The organism is Arthrobacter sp. UYCu511 (genome assembly GCF_040547105.1).
In the GTDB taxonomy this organism is placed as follows: Bacteria; Actinomycetota; Actinomycetes; order Actinomycetales; family Micrococcaceae; genus Specibacter; species Specibacter psychrochitiniphilus.
The window spans coordinates 22728-41940 of sequence record NZ_JBEPPB010000012.1 but is presented as its reverse complement, the minus strand read 5'-3'; the positions used below and the strand labels follow the sequence as shown (position 1 = coordinate 41940).

General features: G+C 60.3%; 18 protein-coding genes. 10 read left to right on the top strand and 8 right to left on the bottom strand.

Features of this window, described 5'->3' with window-relative positions:
- The first annotated feature begins 23 nt into the window (after nucleotides 1–23).
- On the top strand, nucleotides 24–1838 hold the full coding sequence (gene menD / locus ABIB48_RS14865; protein ID WP_354213541.1) for a 2-succinyl-5-enolpyruvyl-6-hydroxy-3-cyclohexene-1-carboxylic-acid synthase: 1815 nt from the start codon (nucleotides 24–26) through the stop codon (nucleotides 1836–1838).
- Here the strand turns inward: menD and ABIB48_RS14860 are convergent.
- The 4 genes from ABIB48_RS14860 to ABIB48_RS14845 all read right to left on the bottom strand — a co-directional run bounded on the left by ABIB48_RS14860 (nucleotide 1822) and on the right by ABIB48_RS14845 (nucleotide 5974).
- Nucleotides 1822–2613, bottom strand: coding sequence for an amino acid ABC transporter ATP-binding protein (locus ABIB48_RS14860; RefSeq protein ID WP_354213484.1), 792 nt, complete (start codon nucleotides 2611–2613; stop codon nucleotides 1822–1824). The two genes, menD and ABIB48_RS14860, sit on opposite strands and share 17 nt — an antisense overlap.
- Nucleotides 2606–3562: an amino acid ABC transporter permease gene (locus ABIB48_RS14855; protein WP_170120910.1), complete on the bottom strand. Its 957-nt coding sequence runs from the start codon at nucleotides 3560–3562 to the stop codon at nucleotides 2606–2608. The genes ABIB48_RS14860 and ABIB48_RS14855 overlap by 8 nt, the downstream gene beginning before the upstream one ends.
- Nucleotides 3559–4482, bottom strand: a complete 924-nt coding sequence (locus tag ABIB48_RS14850) for an ABC transporter substrate-binding protein (RefSeq protein WP_110105426.1) — start codon at nucleotides 4480–4482, stop codon at nucleotides 3559–3561. The genes ABIB48_RS14855 and ABIB48_RS14850 overlap by 4 nt, the downstream gene beginning before the upstream one ends.
- Nucleotides 4483–4648: 166 nt before the next feature.
- The gene (locus ABIB48_RS14845; RefSeq protein ID WP_354213483.1) at nucleotides 4649–5974 is read right to left on the bottom strand and encodes an isochorismate synthase; all 1326 of its coding nucleotides are present in this window, start codon (nucleotides 5972–5974) and stop codon (nucleotides 4649–4651) included.
- Nucleotides 5975–6098: 124 nt separating this feature from the next.
- On the opposite strand from ABIB48_RS14845, the gene ABIB48_RS14840 reads away from it, so the two are divergent.
- From ABIB48_RS14840 to ABIB48_RS14830, 3 genes are read left to right on the top strand one after another with little or no spacing between them, the layout of a single operon-like run.
- Complete coding sequence (locus ABIB48_RS14840) at nucleotides 6099–6827, top strand: demethylmenaquinone methyltransferase (RefSeq protein WP_110105428.1); 729 nt, start codon at nucleotides 6099–6101, stop codon at nucleotides 6825–6827.
- A 20-nt stretch (nucleotides 6828–6847) separates the two neighbouring features.
- Nucleotides 6848–8170 (top strand): geranylgeranyl reductase family protein, encoded by a 1323-nt coding sequence (locus ABIB48_RS14835; protein ID WP_354213482.1) that lies wholly within the window; start codon nucleotides 6848–6850, stop codon nucleotides 8168–8170.
- The gene (locus ABIB48_RS14830) at nucleotides 8167–9270 is read left to right on the top strand and encodes a polyprenyl synthetase family protein (protein ID WP_354213481.1); all 1104 of its coding nucleotides are present in this window, start codon (nucleotides 8167–8169) and stop codon (nucleotides 9268–9270) included. Before ABIB48_RS14835 ends, ABIB48_RS14830 begins: the two co-directional genes overlap by 4 nt.
- A 32-nt stretch (nucleotides 9271–9302) precedes the next feature.
- On the opposite strand, the gene ABIB48_RS14825 is transcribed toward ABIB48_RS14830, so the two are convergent.
- The 3 genes from ABIB48_RS14825 to ABIB48_RS14815 form a co-directional block, all read right to left on the bottom strand.
- Complete coding sequence (locus tag ABIB48_RS14825; RefSeq protein ID WP_315915189.1) at nucleotides 9303–9902, bottom strand: hypothetical protein; 600 nt, start codon at nucleotides 9900–9902, stop codon at nucleotides 9303–9305.
- A gap of 63 nt (nucleotides 9903–9965) precedes the next feature.
- A complete protein-coding gene (locus tag ABIB48_RS14820) occupies nucleotides 9966–10397 on the bottom strand; it encodes a hypothetical protein (protein WP_110105432.1) in 432 nt (143 codons plus the stop codon).
- A gap of 49 nt (nucleotides 10398–10446) precedes the next feature.
- Nucleotides 10447–11091 carry a trimeric intracellular cation channel family protein gene (locus ABIB48_RS14815; RefSeq protein WP_354213480.1) on the bottom strand — a complete coding sequence of 215 codons (645 nt, stop codon included), beginning with the start codon at nucleotides 11089–11091 and terminating at the stop codon, nucleotides 10447–10449.
- Nucleotides 11092–11217: 126 nt separating this feature from the next.
- Here ABIB48_RS14815 and ABIB48_RS14810 point away from each other — a divergent pair, with 126 nt between their 5' ends.
- Nucleotides 11218–12195 (top strand): ABC transporter ATP-binding protein, encoded by a 978-nt coding sequence (locus ABIB48_RS14810; protein ID WP_315915192.1) that lies wholly within the window; start codon nucleotides 11218–11220, stop codon nucleotides 12193–12195.
- Nucleotides 12182–13402 (top strand): ABC transporter permease, encoded by a 1221-nt coding sequence (locus ABIB48_RS14805; RefSeq protein ID WP_354213479.1) that lies wholly within the window; start codon nucleotides 12182–12184, stop codon nucleotides 13400–13402. Before ABIB48_RS14810 ends, ABIB48_RS14805 begins: the two co-directional genes overlap by 14 nt.
- A gap of 25 nt (nucleotides 13403–13427) precedes the next feature.
- Here the strand turns inward: ABIB48_RS14805 and ABIB48_RS14800 are convergent, their stop codons facing one another.
- Nucleotides 13428–14759 (bottom strand): NAD(P)/FAD-dependent oxidoreductase, encoded by a 1332-nt coding sequence (locus ABIB48_RS14800; RefSeq protein ID WP_354213478.1) that lies wholly within the window; start codon nucleotides 14757–14759, stop codon nucleotides 13428–13430.
- A 294-nt stretch (nucleotides 14760–15053) separates the two neighbouring features.
- On the opposite strand from ABIB48_RS14800, the gene ABIB48_RS14795 reads away from it, so the two are divergent.
- From ABIB48_RS14795 to ABIB48_RS14780, 4 genes are all read left to right on the top strand, one after another.
- On the top strand, nucleotides 15054–16526 hold the full coding sequence (locus ABIB48_RS14795; RefSeq protein ID WP_354213477.1) for an MFS transporter: 1473 nt from the start codon (nucleotides 15054–15056) through the stop codon (nucleotides 16524–16526).
- A 74-nt stretch (nucleotides 16527–16600) separates the two neighbouring features.
- Entirely contained in the window at nucleotides 16601–17086 is a 486-nt protein-coding gene (locus tag ABIB48_RS14790) for a CBS domain-containing protein (protein ID WP_354213476.1), read from the top strand.
- Between the two features lie 73 nt (nucleotides 17087–17159).
- Nucleotides 17160–18200 (top strand): pyruvate dehydrogenase (acetyl-transferring) E1 component subunit alpha, encoded by a 1041-nt coding sequence (gene pdhA / locus ABIB48_RS14785; protein ID WP_354213475.1) that lies wholly within the window; start codon nucleotides 17160–17162, stop codon nucleotides 18198–18200.
- Nucleotides 18197–19210 (top strand): alpha-ketoacid dehydrogenase subunit beta, encoded by a 1014-nt coding sequence (locus ABIB48_RS14780; RefSeq protein ID WP_354213474.1) that lies wholly within the window; start codon nucleotides 18197–18199, stop codon nucleotides 19208–19210. The genes pdhA and ABIB48_RS14780 overlap by 4 nt, the downstream gene beginning before the upstream one ends.
- The last annotated feature ends 3 nt before the right edge of the window (nucleotides 19211–19213 follow it).

The following is a 19213-nucleotide window of genomic DNA, read 5'->3' as shown; positions in this document are numbered from 1 at the left end:
GTGGCGTGACTTCACTTAGCTCAATGGATTGTGCCCGCTACGTTATAGATGCGCTGGAGCGTGCCGGCGTGCACCACGTGGTGGTGGCTCCCGGTTCCCGCAGCGCCCCACTTGCCTATGCCTTGGCTGAGGCCGAAGCCGACCGCCGGATCAAGGTGTCTGTGCGCATCGACGAGCGCGTTGCCGGGTTCACAGCCTTGGGCTTGGCGCTTGGCAGCGGCGAGGCCGTTGCCGTGGTGACCACCTCTGGCACGGCTGTAGGCAATCTTCTTCCGGCCGTCATGGAAGCCAACCATGCAGGGGTTTCCCTCATGGTGCTCTCCGCAGACCGGCCCGAGGAGTTGCGCGGAACGGGAGCCAATCAGACGACGGTGCAGCTGGATTTGTTCGGCGAGCATGTGCGATTCGCCACCGACGTCCCGGCCGGAACTGACCCCACGGGGGCCATATCCACCGCTATCAGCGCGGCACGCGGCCGTCTCGAGGGCATTCCCGCCGGCCCCGTGCAGGTAAATCTGGCCTTCCGCGACCCGCTCACACCCGCCCTGGACGGTTCCGAATGGGAGCGGCTTTTACCTGTCATCGAGACCCCTGACGCTTCCGCTGAGCTCCTGATGGACGACGCCGTCAACTCCTCCGCGATCAGCGGCACCGAGGTAGCTCCCGCGGAAGAGGACCGGGCCACCGCGGAAGATGTCCCGCCGGAGATAGTCCAGCCCTCCTCAAATCCCACGTCCAGCCACCGAACAGTAGTGGTTGCCGGGCACGGGGCCGGTCCGGAAGCGGAGTACTTTGCCCGAATGTTGGATCTGCCACTGCTGGCTGAACCGTCATCGAACGCCCGCTTTGGTCCGAACGCGATTGGTCCGTACCGGCTGCTGCTGGAGCTTTTTGGGCCAGGCAGCGCCCAGCCCATCCAGCGCGTGGTGGTCTTTGGGCGCCCCACCCTGTCCCGCCACATCAGCACCTTATTGGCACGCACCGATCTGGAACGGGCCTTGTTTGTGCCCCAACCCGTGCCGTGGTTTGACGCGGGACGCCGCACTGAATTAGTTCTGACCCAGTGGGACCAGCTTGTTGGATTCGCCGGAGCGGGCCCGCACGGATGGCTGGAAGCCTGGCAGGAAGCCGCTGCGAGGGCTGAAGAAGCGCTAGATGCCGCCCTGGATGCTGACCCGGATACGCAACCTGCTCAGCCGGTGCAGCTGACTGGGCCCGCACAGCTGACTGGGCCCGCAACGGCTCGCGCCGTCTGGGCAGCCGCCCACCGTGACGCTGGCAGTAATCTCATGCTCGGCTCCTCAAACCCTGTCCGTGATGCAGACCTTGCGGGCCGGCCAACACCGGCGAACAGTGCCATGGTCTTTGCCAACCGAGGCTTGGCCGGAATTGATGGCACTGTTGCCACAGCCACCGGGCTGGCACTGGCCACGGGGCGGCCCACGCGACTACTCCTCGGTGACCTCACACTCCTGCACGATTCCGGGGCCCTTATGATCGGCCCCACAGAAGCGTTACCTCAACTGCAAATCATTGTCCTCAACGATGGCGGCGGGGGGATCTTCACGCTGTTGGAGCACGGTTCGCTGGGCCAGTCACCAGGCTATGCGGGCGCCGTGGAACGCTTCTTTGGTACACCCCACACCGTGAACCTCGCGGCACTGGCCACCGCTTATGGCTGGTCCCACACGCTGGTGCGCACCAGGGAGGAACTCAACGCCGCGCTCACCTCGCCGTTGCTGGCACCGGAAATTATTGAGGTGGCCGCGGCGGAGCGGTCAGGCCTGCGGGAACTGCACGCCCACATTGAGCGTGCAGTTCTTACAGGACGCGGCTAAGGAACTCCTTGGTGCGAGCGTGCTGCGGGTTGGCGATGATCTCGCGGGGGTTCCCGAATTCCACTACCACACCGGCATCCATGAACGTCAGGGTGTCTCCCACTTCGCGGGCGAAGCCAATCTCGTGGGTTACCACGATCATGGTCATGCCGGATTTGGCCAGGTTTTTCATGACTTCCAGGACGTCCCCCACCAGTTCCGGGTCAAGGGCGGAGGTGGGCTCATCAAAGAGCATCAACTCCGGTTCCATGGCCAAGGCCCGGGCTATGGCAACACGTTGTTGTTGACCGCCGGAGAGCTGGGCAGGGTAGAAATTGGCGCGGTCACTTAGACCCACCATCTCCAATAATTCACGTGCTTTGAGCTTCGCGGCTGCCTTGGACTGACGCTTGACCTGGGTAGGTGCTTCAATCACGTTTTGCAGGGCAGTCTTGTGGGGGAACAAGTTGAAGCGCTGGAACACCATGCCAATTTCGCGGCGCTGGGCCGCGATCGCCTTGGTGTTCAGATCGTGCAGCTTGCCGTTGACTTCCCGGTAACCGATCAAGTCATTGTGCACGTAGATGCGGCCTGCACTGAGGGTTTCCAAAAGGTTGATGCAGCGCAACAGGGTCGATTTTCCCGAACCCGACGGGCCAATGATGACGGAGACCTCGCCCGGGTTGACAGTCATGTCAATGCCTTTGAGGACGTGGTGGTCACCAAAGAACTTGTGCACGCCCTGAATCTCCACCAAGGGCTTAGGTGTGGCGGCTTTGTAGGTTGAGTCAGGCAAGGTTGTTCCCCCTGGGCTTCAAGATGGGGTCAGTGGTGGCCGGTGGTTTCTCTTTGACGGGTGCCTTCATAACGTTGTCAACGCCCTTACCGAAGTGCCGTTCAATGTAATACTGACCCACCATCAACACTGATGTGATGACCAAGTACCAAATCGCTGCCACAATGAGCAGCGGGATGGGTAGGTAAGTCCGGTTGGCAATGGTGTTGGTGACAAATGTTAGGTCCAGGGTGAATGGGATAGCCAACACCAATGAAGTGGTTTTCAGCATGCCAATAGTCTCATTTCCCGTGGGTGGGACTATGACACGCATGGCCTGCGGGAGGATGATCCTCCACATGATCTTTGAACGACGCATGCCCAACGCTTCGGCGGCTTCCATCTGGCCGTTGTCTACCGATTTCAGTCCGGCACGGAAAATCTCAGCCAAGTAGGCGGACTCGTTCAAACCGAGACCAACAATCGCGCCCACCAAGGCAGTGATTACGGTTTCGGTATTGACGGAGAACCATTCAGGGCCAAATGGCACGCCAATGATGATCTTGGGAAACAGCACGGCTACCAGGCCCCAGAAAACCAGCTGGGTGTAGACCGGGGTGCCACGGAAGAACCAGACCCAGAACCAGGCTACGTACCTGAAAAGTGGGTTGTCTGACTGGCGCATGAAAGCCAAGCAAATTGCCAATGCAATGGCCAGCACCATGGAGGAGACAGTCAGTAACAGTGTCCAGCCAATACTTTGAAGTACAAGAACATCGAATAGATATTTGCCAACGGTGTCCCAGCGGAAGTTCTTGTTCGTGACCAGGCTTTGGATCGCCAGTGCAACAAACAGAAGAATAAAGGCGGCGCCAACCCACCGGCCGGGGTGACGAACAGGAACTGCCTTGATCAGTTCAACTCCGCCGGCCCCGCCCGATGACTGCACCCCACGGGCGGGTGTGCTCAATTGCTTGTCACCGGGTTCAGGACAGCCTTGGAGATAGCACCTTCATTATTGTTCCAGTCCTTCAGGATTTGGTTGTAGGTGCCGTCTTCCATGAGCTTGTTCATGACCTTCTCGATGACCTCCGCGAATGCTGTGTCATCCTTGGCGATGGCGATTCCCTGCTCAGCGGAGTCGTAAACGTCGCCGAGCGTTTCCAAAGAATCTCCGGTCTTCTGCAAGGCGTTCTTAATGATGGGGGAGTCTGCGCTCATGGCGTCGATGCTACCGCTGACCAGACGCGTGGTGACATCCGTCTGGTTCTTCAGCGAGATGATCTCAATGGCCGGTTTGCCGTCAGCAACGCACTTTGCGGAACGGTCCTTCACATCGGGATCTTCCTCGACAGTGCCGGTCTGCACGCCAATCTTCTTCCCGCAAATGTCATCAAGGTTGATGTTCTTAGGGTTGCCCTTCTGGACAGCCCACCAAACGCCAGCGTTGAAGTAGCTGACAAAGTTCACGGCTTTTGAACGTTCCGGGGTGATGGTGAACGAGGAGATTCCTAGATCATATTTGGATCCGAGCGAGGGCAAGATGGTGGAGAACTCGGAGGTTTGTACCTTGACGTCCTTGCCCAGTACGGCTCCAATGGCCTTGGCAATGTCAACGTCGTAACCGATGGGAGTCTGGCCGTCGGTGGCGAGGAATTCTGCTGGTTCGTAGGAGGTGTCAGATCCCACGTTGAGGGTCGACTTATCCTTAAGCGCAGCAGGTAGGAGTGCGATCAGTGCATCGTCCGCCTTGACCGTGGAGGGATCGAAGGTGGCGCCGCCGCTGCCCGTTGTGGTGCCTTCCTCAGCGTTGTTGCAACCGGTCAATGCCAACGCTGAAACGGCCAGAACAGCCGCAAATCGCAGGCCCAGTTTGGATGAGATGTGCATGATTTACCCTTTGTGAAGTCCCTGAGGAGCCAGTATTTGAAATCTAGTGTAGCCTGCCAGTGACTTGCGTCACGGTAAACAAGTTTTTACTAGTGAACAACTAAATGTTGGCTCGCGCAAGAGCTCGCACACTGAGGGTGTCTGAAAACCAGGGCAGATCGGTGCCCTACGGGTGGTTGGGGAGGTTCAGAGCCTGCAGCATGGGCCGAAATTTGGCCCATGTCTCGGCCAGTTCGGCAGCCGGATCGGAGGCCTCAACAATGCCCGCGCCGGCGTACAAACGAACGGTGTGTTCGTCCTCCAGGACGGCTCCGCGCAAAGCAATGCCCCATTCGCCGTTGCCCGCCCCATCCAGCCAACCCACCGGTCCCGCATAAGGACCGCGGTCCATTTTCTCCAGATCCAAGATCAGCTTCCCGGCTTCTTCCCGAGGGGTTCCACACACGGCCGCAGTGGGGTGCAGGGCCTCAACCAGCGCCAAAGACGTGGGTAGATGGCCATTTGAGCTAGCTAATTGGGCAGTCACATCGGAGGCCAGATGCCACACGTTGGGTAGCTCCAAAATGAATGGCTCTGCCGGGAAAGAGAGGTCCGTGGAGAAGGGTGCCAGCTGCCGGGTAAGTGAGCGGACGGCAAAATCGTGTTCTTGGCGTTGTTTGAGTGAACCTCCAAGAACCGTATCCGCAAAGCCTGTTGAGCCGGCCGGTTCATCCTCGCGGTCAAGCGTTCCTGCCAGGACACGTGCTTGAGCTGTGGAGCCATCAACCTTGATGAGTATCTCCGGTGTGGCGCCCACCAGACCACGGACGCCGTAGGTCCAACATTGACCGTAAAGCTCCACTAATCGTTGCAGAATTGAAACCCGCCGCACTGGTTCCGGGAAGGTAGCCACCACATCCCGTGCCAAAACCACCTTTTCTAAGCCACCTGCGGTAATGGCATTGACCCCCGCGCGGACGGAATCCTTCCATTGCTCTTCGGAGAGTGCCCCTGGTCTTAGCGTTCCAACAGAGGGGGTGGCCGGCGTCGAACTTCTAGCGGTGGCCAGGGCCCGCAGCAGGTTCAGGGCGGATTTAGCGGTAGGGACTGCGCCGTCCAGGGACAGCTGGGTGAGCCAGGCCGTGCCGGAGGAGAAGCCCACCACCAAGGCAGGGACTATGAGTACGGATTCGAAGGCGCTGCTTTTTGAGAAGGCAAAAGAGCCAAAGGCCATGGCGCCGGTGCCGGGCATGCGCACGGGATCGTTCACGGCAGCCGTGGCCACCAGTGATTTCCACCACTGTTCGGCGTCGGCAAAGCGCGTGGGGCCTGTGGCGGCAAAGGAGGCGATTTCGCCAAAACCTAGCAAGCCCTCGCCTAGGCGCAACCAGCACAGCGGTCCAACGCCTGGATCAGCCCCCAGCAAGTCCGCAGGGCCGGTGATGCCAAGCTCCGTCAGCGTGGCCGGGGTGAGGGCCAAGGTGAGGGTACGCAGCGAAAAGGAAACAGTCATGATGAGTCCAGATTACTCTCTGGGGCGCCAAAAACAGGTGCTTGCACGGTGTGATGGCCCACAACCTTGCCCAAACATCGGCGAACAATGCGCGAAGCTGCACAAAGTTTGAGAGACTAAGGGAGTGAACCGTGCATCCTTGGAGAAGCGTCCGGAAGAAATGGCCGCCATGTTTGACGACGTGGCCCCCAAATACGACGTCGTCAACGATATTTTGTCGATGGGACAGACGCGCCGTTGGCGGCGCATTGTCCTCGAAGCCGTGGATGCAAAGCCCGGCCAGCGGGTGTTGGATCTCGCCGCCGGCACCGGCACCTCGAGCGAACCGTTTGCCGACGCTGGCGTGAACGTGGTGGCCTGCGATTTCTCCGTGGGCATGCTCAAAGTTGGTAAACGCCGCCGCCCGGACATTGACTTTATTGCCGGGGATGCAACCAACCTGCCGTTTGCCGATAACTCCTTTGACGCTTCCACCATCTCCTTTGGCTTGCGTAATGTGATGGATCCGAAAAAGGCGTTGCGGGAGATGCTGCGCGTCACCAAGCCCGGCGGCACGCTGGTGGTGGCCGATTTCTCACACCCCACCTTTGCCCCTTTCCGCACTGTTTACACCGAATATTTGATGCGAGCCTTGCCTCCCATCGCCAAAAAAGTTGCCTCCAACCCTGCGGCGTACGTGTACTTGGCGGAGTCCATCAGGGTGTGGCCCAATCAGGACAAGCTCTCCGCCTGGCTCACCGAAGCAGGTTGGGATGCCGTGGCCTACAGGAATTTGAGCGGTGGCATTGTGGCCGTGCACCGAGCCGTGAAACCCCTGACGGTTGATGGCGAATCAGCCGCAACCGATCGCTAAACAAAGGAACTCCACCCACAGTGAAGGTACTCATAGTAGGTGCCGGTCCCGCCGGATCCACTGCGGCCTGGCATCTGGCATCCGCCGGGATTGACGTCACCGTGCTGGAAAAGACCCGCTTTCCACGTGAAAAGGTTTGCGGCGACGGGCTCACCCCACGGGCCGTGCGCGAAATGGCGCTCATGGGCCTGCCGCACGAGCCCTCCGAAGGATGGCGCCGCAACAAGGGCCTACGGCTGATTGCCGCCGGGCGCCAAATTGAGGTGCCGTGGCCCGAACTCAGCGACTTCCCCAATTACGGGCTCATCCGTACCCGGCTGGGCTTCGATGAAGCACTGGCCAATCATGCCCGCGCCGCCGGTGCCACCATCCTCGAGGGCCATTCGGTGACACAGGCATTGACGGACGACGCCGGCACTGTGGTGGGTGCACGGGCATCACTGGTGGACGGGGCTGGGCGCAAGACGGGCGAAACTGTGGACTTCCAGGCCGACGTGGTGCTTGCCGCGGACGGGAACTCCACCCGCACTGCCGTCTCGTTGGGGCACGCCAAACGTGACGACCGGCCCATGGGCGTTGCTTACCGTACGTATTTCACCTCACCTCGGCACGAGGACGATTGGATGGAGGGCTGGCTGGAGCTTCCTTCTCCCAACGGACGGGTTCTGCCAGGGTACGGATGGGTGTTTGGGGTAGGTGACGGAACCTCCAACGTTGGTTTGGGCATACTGAACACCTCTAAGGAATTCGGCAAGCTCGATTACCGCGGCGTGCTGCGTGACTGGACTGCGGCCATGCCCGGGGAATGGGGTTTCACCCCTGAAAACCAGGTGGGACCCATCAGGGGTGCCGCCCTGCCCATGGCCTTCAACCGGACTCCGCACTATTCGGGCGGCCTGCTCCTGCTCGGTGATTCCGGCGGCATGGTGAGCCCCTTTAACGGTGAGGGAATTTCCTACGCCATGGAATCTGCCCGGTTCGCGGCAGAACAGATCATCCAGGCAGCAGGCACCAACTCGCGTCTCGCAGCAGATCACGCACTGTCCAACTACAGCACCCTGGTGCGTGATGCGTGGGGCAGCCACTTCACCATGGGGCGGGTTTTTGCTTCCATGATTGGAAATCCCACCATCATGAAGTTGGCGCTGCGCACGGGCATGAGTGTTCCGGTGCTGATGCGGTTTGTGGTTCGGTTGATGACGAATCTGACGGACACAGACAAACGTGGTTTTGAGGATAGAGTGATTCATCTACTGGAGAAGCTCGTCCCTGCTACCAGCAACCAGGACACTACCCGCACATCCGAGCAACAATCCCTACCAAAAGTTAGTGTTAAGCAGTGACTACTTCCGCGAACCACAGCTGGACCCATGCCGGGCAAGGACGCCCTGAATCTCACGACTCCAACCCCAGCACCATGGCCATTGCCACGGGGCTGGCACTGCCGTCCGGTTTTTCGGCAGTGGCAGAAGACCCGGATCTGGGCCCCTCGATTGCCATGAGCATGGCCAAGGTGGAGAAGGTGCTGCGTGAAGCAATTGCCCACTCTGATCCTCTGGCCGACGCCACGAGCCGGCACCTGGTAGAAGCCGGCGGCAAGCGCATCCGTCCGCTGCTGGTCCTTCTGGCCGCCCACCTTGGGGACCCGAACCGGAAGGAAGTGGTGCAGGCCGCCGTGGTGGTTGAACTGACGCACCTGGCCACGCTCTACCACGACGACGTCATGGACTCGGCGCCCTTCCGCCGCGGCGCCCCCACGGCCCACGAAGTATGGGGCAACACTGTTGCCATTCTTACGGGTGACCTCATCTTTGCGCGCGCTTCAATTCTGGTCTCGGAACTGGGCGGGCGGGCCCTGGGAATTCAGGCACGCACCTTTGAGCGGCTGTGCCTGGGCCAACTGCATGAGACAGTTGGCCCGCGTGAAGACGAAGACCCCATTGAGCATTACCTCTCGGTTATTGCCGATAAGACCGGTTCGCTAGTTGCCGCCTCTGGCCAGCTCGGGGCAATCTTTGCCGGTGTTGATGAGAGCCTTCAAGATGTCATGCTCGAATACGGTGAAAAAGTGGGCGTTGCTTTCCAACTGGCCGATGACGTCATTGATGTCACCGGTTTGAAGCAGGTTTCTGGAAAGTCCCCGGGAACGGATCTGCGCGAAGGCGTCCCTACCCTGCCCGTGTTGCTGCTGCGCAATGCTGCTGCCGCCGGAGACGCCGATGCCGCCGCAGCGCTTGCTCTGGTAGATGGCGATCTGAGCAGCGATGAGTCACTGGCCGCGGCCGTGAAGGCGCTGCGTGAACATCCTGTCACGCTTGAGTCTTGGGCCGTGGCGCGGCAATGGTCGGACGCCGCCATTGCTGCACTGGCTCCGCTACCGGAAGGTATGGTCAAAACAGCGCTGGCCAGCTTCGCCGAAGCCGTGGTCTCACGCGACGTTTAGCTTGGGCGCAATGGGGGCTGGGTGCTCGGGATTTACTTTTGTGCACCCAGCTTCGGCATGACGTAGGGGCTTAGGGCCTCAGCGCTGTTATTCCAGTGCGCCGGCGCATTCCGACGCCGAGCTTCTGCTTCTGAAGCCGAAGCCAAGCCAGCATCGTCGACGCTGACCATGACTCCGCTGTGTTGGAGATTGAAGAATCGAATCACAATGCGGCGGCCGTTGACGTTCCAAACGCACGCCTGAACAATGGGATCGTGCCAAGGATTTGTGCCCTCACCATAGAGGGTTATGAGCCGGTTATGGATGTCATCGTAGCCTTGCCGTGTGGACGGATTATCTGTTTGCATGGAGGAATAAACCTGCATGCTGATGCCCAGAAATCTCCCGTTGTAGGAAGTCCATGAGGAGGCGATCTCCCCGCCAGCCATGGGAGTACGCAGCGAGTAATGCGCTACAGCGGGGGCGGCGCTGGCCTCATCCCAAGCGGCCCCAGAGACCAATCCATGGCGTTCAAACCACGCCTTGCGGTCGAAGTCTGAGCGGGGCCACATCCCCTCAACCAACTTTTCAACCAGGCCAACAATTGCAGCCGGTTCCGGATCCAATGTGTTCGAAGCTTCCTGTGCGTTCATAACGCCACGCTACCGCTCCCGGATGAATATTCCCATAGCCATTCGCTGCGTACTTGCTGTGGGTTAGTCCTGGTCGGTGAGTACTTCCTTGAAGACCCAATCAAGCATGTCGAACACAAACTCGCTAAAGGTGCCTTCTTCGTTGATCCATTCACCCGTGGCGTTGTTGCGGCGCCAGACAATGGGATCGGGAACGTCCGCCTGATCTGCCAGCATTCCCCACGTGTAGTTCTCGTCTTTGTCCTCGAGGAAGAGTAGGTAACCGTCTTCGAGTTCCAATTCTTCGGGATCCCAGAAGTAGTAGTAGGCCTCCATGAGTTCCTCGCAGTTGCCCAAGGCGTGCAGGAATTCGCGCAAAGCCAGGGGTACTGTGATCTGCAATTCGGAGAAGACTGCGTCCAGGTCCGCCACGGTGATGCCGTCGGCCTCCTGCCAGGGCTCCTCCAAGTACAAGGGGACCAGACCGCGGAACTTCTCTACGAACATGTCAGACATTAAAATCTCCAGAAACTAGCAACAGGTAGCAATGCGCTCTAGAGCAATCTTAGCCGCGCTGGCCCCGCCGCGGTGTCCAGCTACGGGCAGCCAGGGGAGCATGCCAGCCGTAGCGCAGACTCAGCATGCGCAAGGCGAAAACCACTACAGTGGCCATAGCCCCCGTGGTAAAGCTCAGCCAGCCCAGATGCCATAATCCAGTGGCTAAACCGGCACCAATAAAGGCCGGAATCGCGTAAAGGTCCTTGGGGTCAAAAACCTTGGGGACGTCATTGGCGGTGACATCGCGCAGGATCCCTCCGCCCACGGCGGTGGTGACTCCCAGGAGGATGGAGGCCACGGGGTTCATTCCCGCTTCGAGGGCCTTGAGCGTACCTGTGACGCAAAACAATGCCAACCCGCCGGCGTCGAACATGAACAGCAGGCGGCCACTGCGCTGGACGTTTTTCACCGTGAAATAGACCAAGGCGGCAGCTGCTGCAGGGGGCAACAAATAGATCTGATTTGTGAAGGCGGCAGGAGGTCCGGCATTCAAGACGATGTCGCGGATGACACCGCCGCCCAGGCCCACCATGGAGCCCAGCAGGAGCGAACCGACAAGATCAAAACCCTTGCGGGTCGCGAGCAGGCAGCCCGAAACTGCGAAGAAAAAGACGCCGAGTAGGTCAAGGATGAGGAGCAGATCAAAGTTCATGGACGCATTCGTGGATCGGCAGCCGGTAACAGCTGCAAGGGGCAGGCAGCGCTAAGCTTAATGGGTGCTGGCAGACAATGCCCAATTTCCTATCACACGGGAGCCATTTGTGACTACGCTGGAAAAATGGATGCCGCTCAGCCGCTGATTTACGTTCATGACTTCCACATGCAATTCGGGGCCAAAAAAGTCATTGAGGGACTTTCCTTTGACGTGGCGCGCGGGGAGACGTTTGGATTTCTGGGCAGCAACGGCAGCGGTAAAACAACCACCATCAGGGCTTTACTGGGCATCTACCGGCCCACGGCGGGAACTCTTGAGATCAATGGCAAGGTGTTCAGTGATGATTACGGTGCCCGGCTCGGCTACCTGCCCGAGGAGCGCGGGCTGTATAAAAAAGAGTCGGTACTGGATGTGATGAGTTACTTTGGCCGGCTCAAGGGGTTATCCAAACAGGACGCGGTGGAGTACTCCCGGCAGTTCTTGGAGCGCGTGGATCTTTCCGACAAGGCAGATGTACGCGTGGACAAGCTCTCTGGTGGTGAACAACAAAAAGTGCAGCTGGGTGTGACCATTATGAATGAGCCGGAGCTGTTGATCTTGGATGAGCCCACCAAGGGGTTCGACCCCGTGAACCGGCGTCTGCTCATGGACATCATCGAGGAACGCAAAGAAGCTGGGGCCACGGTCATGATGGTCACCCACCAAATGGAGGAAGTGGAGCGGCTCTGCGACCGGATCATTCTGCTCAAGAATGGGCGGGCGGAGGCGTACGGCACCATTGCGGAAGTCCAAAACCAGTTTGGCGGGCGGACCATTCGGCTGAAATATTCGGGTGTGTTGCCCCGCTCACCGCACTACGCAGTGGTCTTGCAAGAAACCAACTACGCAGAGCTTTCGCTGGAGGATTCCGCAGATGAAGCCGAGGTGTTGAAGGAACTGGTGCTGGCCGGGGTGGTGGTGCGCGGGTTTGTGGCAGCCAAGCGCAGCCTGGAAGACATTTTCATACAGGTGTACGGGGAGGCGGGCGGTGCGCAGGACGGCACAGCCACACCAGCAGCCCGGGGACTTCGAAGGAAGGGGCGCTACGATGGCGCGGCGTAACTTGGGCACGGTGGTGAAGTTTGAGTTCACCCGCACCATCAAGAAGCGGCGTTTTTGGATTGCCACCTTGGCCATCCCCGTGCTGCTGGGAATAGTTTTTGCTCTGGTTTTTATCAGCAATTCCGCCACGGCAACTCGCTCCGACGAGCAAAAGAACCAGACACTTGCGTTCACCTATACGGACACCTCCGGGATCATCGACCCCAAGGTGGCCACCGCCATGGGCGGGGTCCCGGAGCAGAACCCGGGCACCGCAGCGCAACGTGTTAAAGGGGGTGAACTAAATGCCTGGTTCAGCTTCCCTGCGGACATCACCAAGGAGCCGGTGCTGGTCTATGGGGCGGATCAGGGAATCTTCAAAAACGGCACGTATGAGGCTGTAGCCAAGGAACTGGTGGTTCGCTCGGCGCAGGAAAAGGTGGGCTCGGCGGAGCTGACGGCGGCGGTGCAAGGGAATTTCAGGACAGAATCTCAGACGTTCAAGGACGGCGAACCTTCGGGCGGGCTCGCAACAGTGGTGCCGCCGCTGCTGTTTCTGGTGCTGTTTTATGTGGTGATCATCCTGCTGGCGAACCAGATGCTGGCGTCCACGTTGGAGGAGAAGGAAAACCGTGTGACGGAGATGATCCTGACCACGCTGAACCCCACCACGCTGGTAGTGGGCAAGGTGATTTCGCTATTTCTGGTGGGGGCCGTGCAGGCGTTGGTGTTTGCCACGCCCATGGTGCTGGGCTACCTATTCTTCCGCGAGCAACTGAACATGCCCAACTTTGATTTATCCACGCTGCAGTTCCAATTCCTGCCCATGCTGACTGGGGCGCTGATGTTCATTGGCGGGTTCATCTTGTTCACCGGCGTGCTGGTGGGGATCGGGGCTGTCATGCCCACAGCGAAGGATGCCAGCACCGTGTTCGCCCCGGTCATGATCATGATGTTCATCCCGTTCTACATTGTCACTTTGGTGGTTAGTGACCCGGGCTCACTGATCGTGGAAATATTCACGTTCTTCCCATTCACAGCGCCCATCACGGCCATGCTGCGCAACGCCTTCGGCTCCCTCCCGGGCTGGCAGGCGGGCATCGTCATTGCCGAATTGTTCATCTTCGGTGCCCTGGCCCTGCGCATTGCCGTGCACTTGTTCCGCTACGGCTCCATTGAATATTCCCGCAAGCTTTCCCTGCGTACAGCGTTTGCGCGGAAAGGCTGAGGCCCGGCCCTGGTGAATGCCGCAACTACTTCTTCTTGAACGTCTCTAGGAAGGCCTGGCGTGGGTGTTCGATCCCTGGCAGCGCGGTGAGGTCGCGCTTGGCGAAGGAGCCGGCAGTCCACGCCGTAAACACATGCCACTTGCGGTTAAAGGTGGGCACTGCCAGGCCGTGGTAGAGCCGGTCCGCAAACCAGGCGGGCCGGTTCTTTAGTTCAATACCCAGTACGACGGCGGCGCCCCGGCCCACCCCGTAGCTCGCCAGGGTGCCCAGGGACTTGTGCCTGAATTCCACAAGGGGCTTGCCGTCCAGATCGGCGGCGATGTTCCGGGCCAGTACCTTCGCTTGACGCATGGCATTTTGGGCGTTCGGGGCGTAGAAAGCAGGCTGCTTTTCTGCGTTAGCATCGGGGACCTGGGCGTTGTCGCCAGCAGCCCACGCGCCGGGGACCGGTACGCCGTCGTCAGTGATGACCTGCAACTTGGCATTGGCATTGACGTGTCCCTTGGGCCCGCGGGGAACATCGGTGTCATCCAACACGGGATTGGGTTTGACCCCTGCTGTCCAGACAAGAGTATTGGCGGCGAAGGTGGTGCCGTCGCTGAGCACCACCTGAGAATCAACACACGATGTCATGGTGGTCTCCAGACGAACGTCGATGCCGCGCTCACGCAACTGCATCAAGGTGAATTTGGAGAGTTTGGGGCCCACTTCCGGAGCCACCCGGTCCAACGCTTCCACAAGGACCCACCGGAGGTCGCTGCGGCTCAGTGAAGGGTATTCATCCACGGCAAGTTTGGACAGGTCGCTCAGCTCGCACAGCGCCTCCACCCCTGTATAGCCGCCCCCGACGAAGACGAAGGTCAAGGCTTTGGCGCGCTCCTGTGGATCAGTGGCTGCCGCCGCGATGGCAATGTTTCCCAGTACTTGGTTCCGCACATGGACGGCCTCTGCCAAGGTCTTGAAGCCGATCCCGTGCTCGGCCAGCCCTGGCGTGGGAAAGGTCCGGCTGACGGCGCCCATGGCAAGGACTACGTGATCAAAGGACATGGTGGAGGGTGTACCGGTGAGCGATTCAAGAGCCGCGGTGCGTCCGGCCAGGTCCAAGGAGAGGAGCCGGCCGCGAAACAAATCCAAGCCCTTCAATGCACGGGAAAGGTCAACAGCAACGCTCCGGGCATCGAGCTCGCCCCCGGCCACCTCCGGTAGCAGTGGCTGGTAGGTCATGTACGGATTAGGCTCAACCACCGTGATGTGTGCCCTGCCTCGCGGTAGCGCCCGGCGCAACCCCCATGCGGTGTAGAGGCCTACGTACCCACCGCCAAGAATAAGGATATGAGGGACTTGTGTGGGGGTCATGGCCCCTCCTAGAGGGTGGAATCTTTAAAGGAACAATTCTGTTGCCGTCCCTTCCACGATCGTCCCATTGGGCCCGGACGTCAATAACTCGAGGTGACTTGGCCGTGGTGCAGGCAAGCCTTGACGGGTTGGCCTTTGAGGGCCTCTAATGGCCACATGGGGACACGGAATAAGGGTGTCAGAGAGTTGCCTTGGCGGCGCAAGGGCAGATTGCCCCGCGCGGGTTCCGGCTTGCCGGTTTCTGGCTCCACGGCCCAGGTGCCCATGACGTCCTTGCAGCGAAGGGTCCTGTGGGTGGCTATTCTTGCCTCCTTCGTGGCGTTTCTTGACGGAGCCATCGTCAATGTGGCGCTCCCAGCCATCAAAGACGATCTGGGAGGCGGCTTAGCCACTCAGCAATGGGTAGTTGATGCCTATCTGCTGACGCTGGGTGCTTTGATCCTGCTGGCCGGTTCACTTTCGGATACCTTTGGCCGGATTCGCATTCTTGGCGTGGGGCTTGGTATCTTCGACATCGCTTCTATGGCCTGTGCGGTGGCACCCACAGGTGCCTTGCTGATCGCCGCCCGTGCCGTCCAAGGTGCCGGGGCTGCACTGCTGGTGCCCAGCTCGCTGGCACTGATCACCTCGGCCTTCACAGGCCCCGGGCGGGCAAAAGCCATTGGCTCATGGACTGCCTGGACCGGGACAGCCTTCGTCGCAGGTCCGCTGCTGGGAGGGGTGCTGGTGGAATACGTCAGCTGGAGGCTCATCTTCGCTATCAACGTTCTTCCCATCGCGGGAACGCTGGTGCTCCTGGCCGGGTTGGGCCGGAACAGCAGCGCAACACCCCAGCTGGCCGGGGCGAGCTCTGCCACCGATCCGGGCGCATCAAGAGTTCGCCCTAGCGTTGACGTCGCCGGTGCAGTCTTGGCGGCGGTGGGCTTGGCTGGCACGGTGTTTGCATTGATTGAGCAGCAGCGCTTGGGCTGGAAGAACCCTGCGGTCTCGGTCCCGTTCGTGGCCGGGATGGTGCTGCTGGCTGCTTTCCTTCTCTGGGAGGCCCGGAGCCGGCACCCCATGATGCCTCTGGGGTTGTTCAAAGCCCGCAATTTTGCCGTGGGCAATCTAGCCACGGCCTTCGTCTACGCAGGGGTTTCGTTGGGGCCGCTGATGGTGGTGATTTTCTTACAGGAAGTGGCAGGGTTCACGGCTGCGCAGGCAGGCCTGGCAACGCTGCCGGTAGCGGTGCTTACCATCTTCTTGGCCGGTGTCTTCGGAGGCCTGGCCGGGCGCTATGGCCCGCGCTTGTTTATGGCAGTGGGTCCAGCGGTGGCCGGGTGCGGCTTTTTATGGATGATGACGGCAACCGAACCATTTAACTTCTGGTTCCAGATGCTTCCGGGCCTTATCTTGTACGGAATTGGCCTATCCGTGACCGTGGCGCCACTGACGTCTGCCATTCTTGGTGCCGTCCCTCCGTTACAAAGCGGCATCGGATCTGCTGTAAACAACGCGGTCTCCCGAGTGGCTGGCCTCGTTGCCATCGCTTTGGCCGGGATCATCCTAGGAACAGCTCTAGATGTTGACTCGTTCCGGCGGATCATGGTGGTGGTTGCAATCTTGCTGCTGGTGGGAGGGGTCATCTCCGCCGTAGGCATCAGCAACAAGGACACCGGCGGGTTTGTGCCGGACGAGGCAGCTGCTTGCTGCCAGGACAAGGCGGCCCCCGGAGCTGTTGCGGCCGGCTCCGGTCAGAGTGGCTTCGGGCAGGCCCGCACCGGATGATACGCCGCCAAACGTGGATCGAGCAGGTCCAGGTCCGGCTGGCACAAACTGTTACACGCATCTTAGGAGAAACCATGGACGCAAAAATCCCGGCCACGGCGGCAGACATCATGAGCAGCCCCGTAATAACCATCCCTGCGGATACGGCGGTGGCTCAGATCGCGGAACTGTTGCGTTCCCACCGGATCAGCGGTGTGCCAGTGGTAGACCATTCCGGCCACGTCTTGGGGCTGGTTAGCGAATTTGACCTGCTCGCCAAGGAAGGCAAAACAGCCGCATCCCTGATGACCACTGCGGTGATCTCCGTCAGCGAAGACACTCGCATTGCAGACCTGAGGCATCTGCTGATTGAAAAACGAGTCCGCCGGCTCCCGGTACTTCAGGAGGGCCGAGTGGTAGGGATAGTCAGCCGGGGTGACATTGTCTCCTTGCTTGCCACCGAATGGGTGTGCGGGGTGTGCGGGGAACCTGTCCGCGGACCCACGCCGCCGGACAAATGCCCCCGATGCCAAGGTGATGGCAGCCGGTTTGAGCTCCATGAACAACCGCCCGGAACCTGAGCCGCCACCTCAGAGAGCCGGCCAGCTAGGCGGCACCGGCCACTTCCACACACAGACTTGAAGGAGATGGACAATGAACGAGTCGAGGACAGCGGACGCCGGGGCCCTGGTGGAGTTTTACCGGCGGATGGTGCTCATCCGCAAGTTCGAATTAACCGCGGACCAAATGTACAAGCGGGCCAAGATTGGCGGGTACTGCCACTTGAACTTGGGCGAAGAGGCATCGGTGGTGGGGCTGATGGATGCCTTGCGGCCCACCGATTACCTGTTCACCAACTACCGGGACCACGGCTACGCCCTGATGCGTGGCATGGATACCGGCAAGGTCATGGCAGAACTGTTTGGCAAGACCACCGGCGTCTCCAAGGGGCGGGGTGGCTCCATGCACATGTTTGACACGGGCACGCGGATGCTGGGCGGCTACGGAATTGTGGGCGGGCAGATCCCGCCGGCGACGGGTGCGGCTCTGGCGCTGACGTACCGCGGCGCACCCGGCCCGGACGCCGAAGCGGTCATGTGCCAGATGGGGGATGGAACCACCAACATCGGTGCGTTTCACGAGTCGTTGAACTTAGCCGCGGTGTGGTCGCTGCCCATTGTCTACGTTGTCATCAACAACAGGCTGGGCATGGGCACCACTGTGGAGAAAGCAGCGGGGGAGCCTGAGCTGTACAAGCGCGGCGCGTCCTACCGGATACCCGGGGTCAGGGCCGACGGCGACGACGTTCTGGCAGTGCGCCAGGCAGCCACCGACGCGTTGGATCAGGCGCGGACGCAACGTCGGCCAGCCCTGCTGGAGCTGATGAGTTACCGGCTGCGCGGCCACTCGGTGGTTGACCCGGCCCGTTACCGTTCCGCAGCGGACGTTGAAACCGCCCAAGAGGCTGACCCCGTGCCGGCACTGCGTGCCCAACTAATTGCCGATGGCACTCTCACCGAAAAACAGGCGGACGCCATTGAAACAGAGATGGAGGAGCAGGTGGCGGCTGCGGTCGCGTTTGCGGATGCGGGGCCGGACCCCACCCCCGATCAGCTCTTTGACTATGCGTATGCAACGCCGGTGCCCAATGCGCCCACGGCACTTCCCGGGGAAAGGATGGTGGTGCTGCCATGAGCGCAGAAGCCGACAAGACAAAACTGGTGACCTACCGGCAGGCGTTGAATGACACCCTCCGCAGCGAAATGAGCCGGGACGAAAAGGTGATCCTGCTGGGTGAGGAAATTGGCATTTTTGAGGGTTCCTACAAGATCACGGCAGGGCTGCTGAGTGAGTTCGGCCCGGAACGGGTCAGGGACACGCCCATCGCCGAGGAAGGCTTTGTGGGGGCGGCCATCGGAGCCGCCATGCTGGGTATGCGCCCGGTGGTGGAGATCATGACACTGAACTTCAGCCTGATCGCCATCGACCAGATTGTGAATCACGCGGCCAAGATCTACGGCATGTTTGGCGGCCAGCAAAGCGTACCCCTAGTGATCAGGATGCCCGGCGGCGGAGGGCAGCAGTTGGCAGCCACACACTCACAGAACCTGGAAGTCTGGTATGCGCACGTACCCGGTCTCAAGGTGGTGGCACCCTCCACACCGGCTGACGCCAAGGCGCTGCTATTGGCAGCCATCCGGGACGATGATCCCGTCATCTTTCTGGAGAACCTGGCCCTGTACAACACAAAGGGCGAAGTCCCGCCAGAGGATACGCCGGGCGAAATCGGTAGGGCCGCCGTCGTCAAGGAAGGCACAGACCTGAGCGTGATCACATACTCGCGTGCCACAACCGTCGCCGTGGAGGTGGCCCGCCAAATGGCGCAGGAGGGCATCTCCGTGGAGGTGGTGGACCTGCGCAGCCTGCGACCCCTTGACCGGCCCACCATCTGCGCCTCTGTGCGCAAGACCGGACGGGCCGTGGTCCTCGAGGACGATTGGCTCAGCTACGGTATTGGTGCAGAAATCTCGGCCACATTGATGGAGGGCGCCTTTGACTACTTGGATGCACCGGTGCGCAGGGTGGCGGCAGCCGAGGTTCCGCTGCCGTATGCGAAACCACTGGAGCGCCGCGCACTACCCGATGCCGTGGACCTGCGCCGCGTGATCCTTGAAATACTCGATGACACAAGTTTCAGAAGCTAGGAG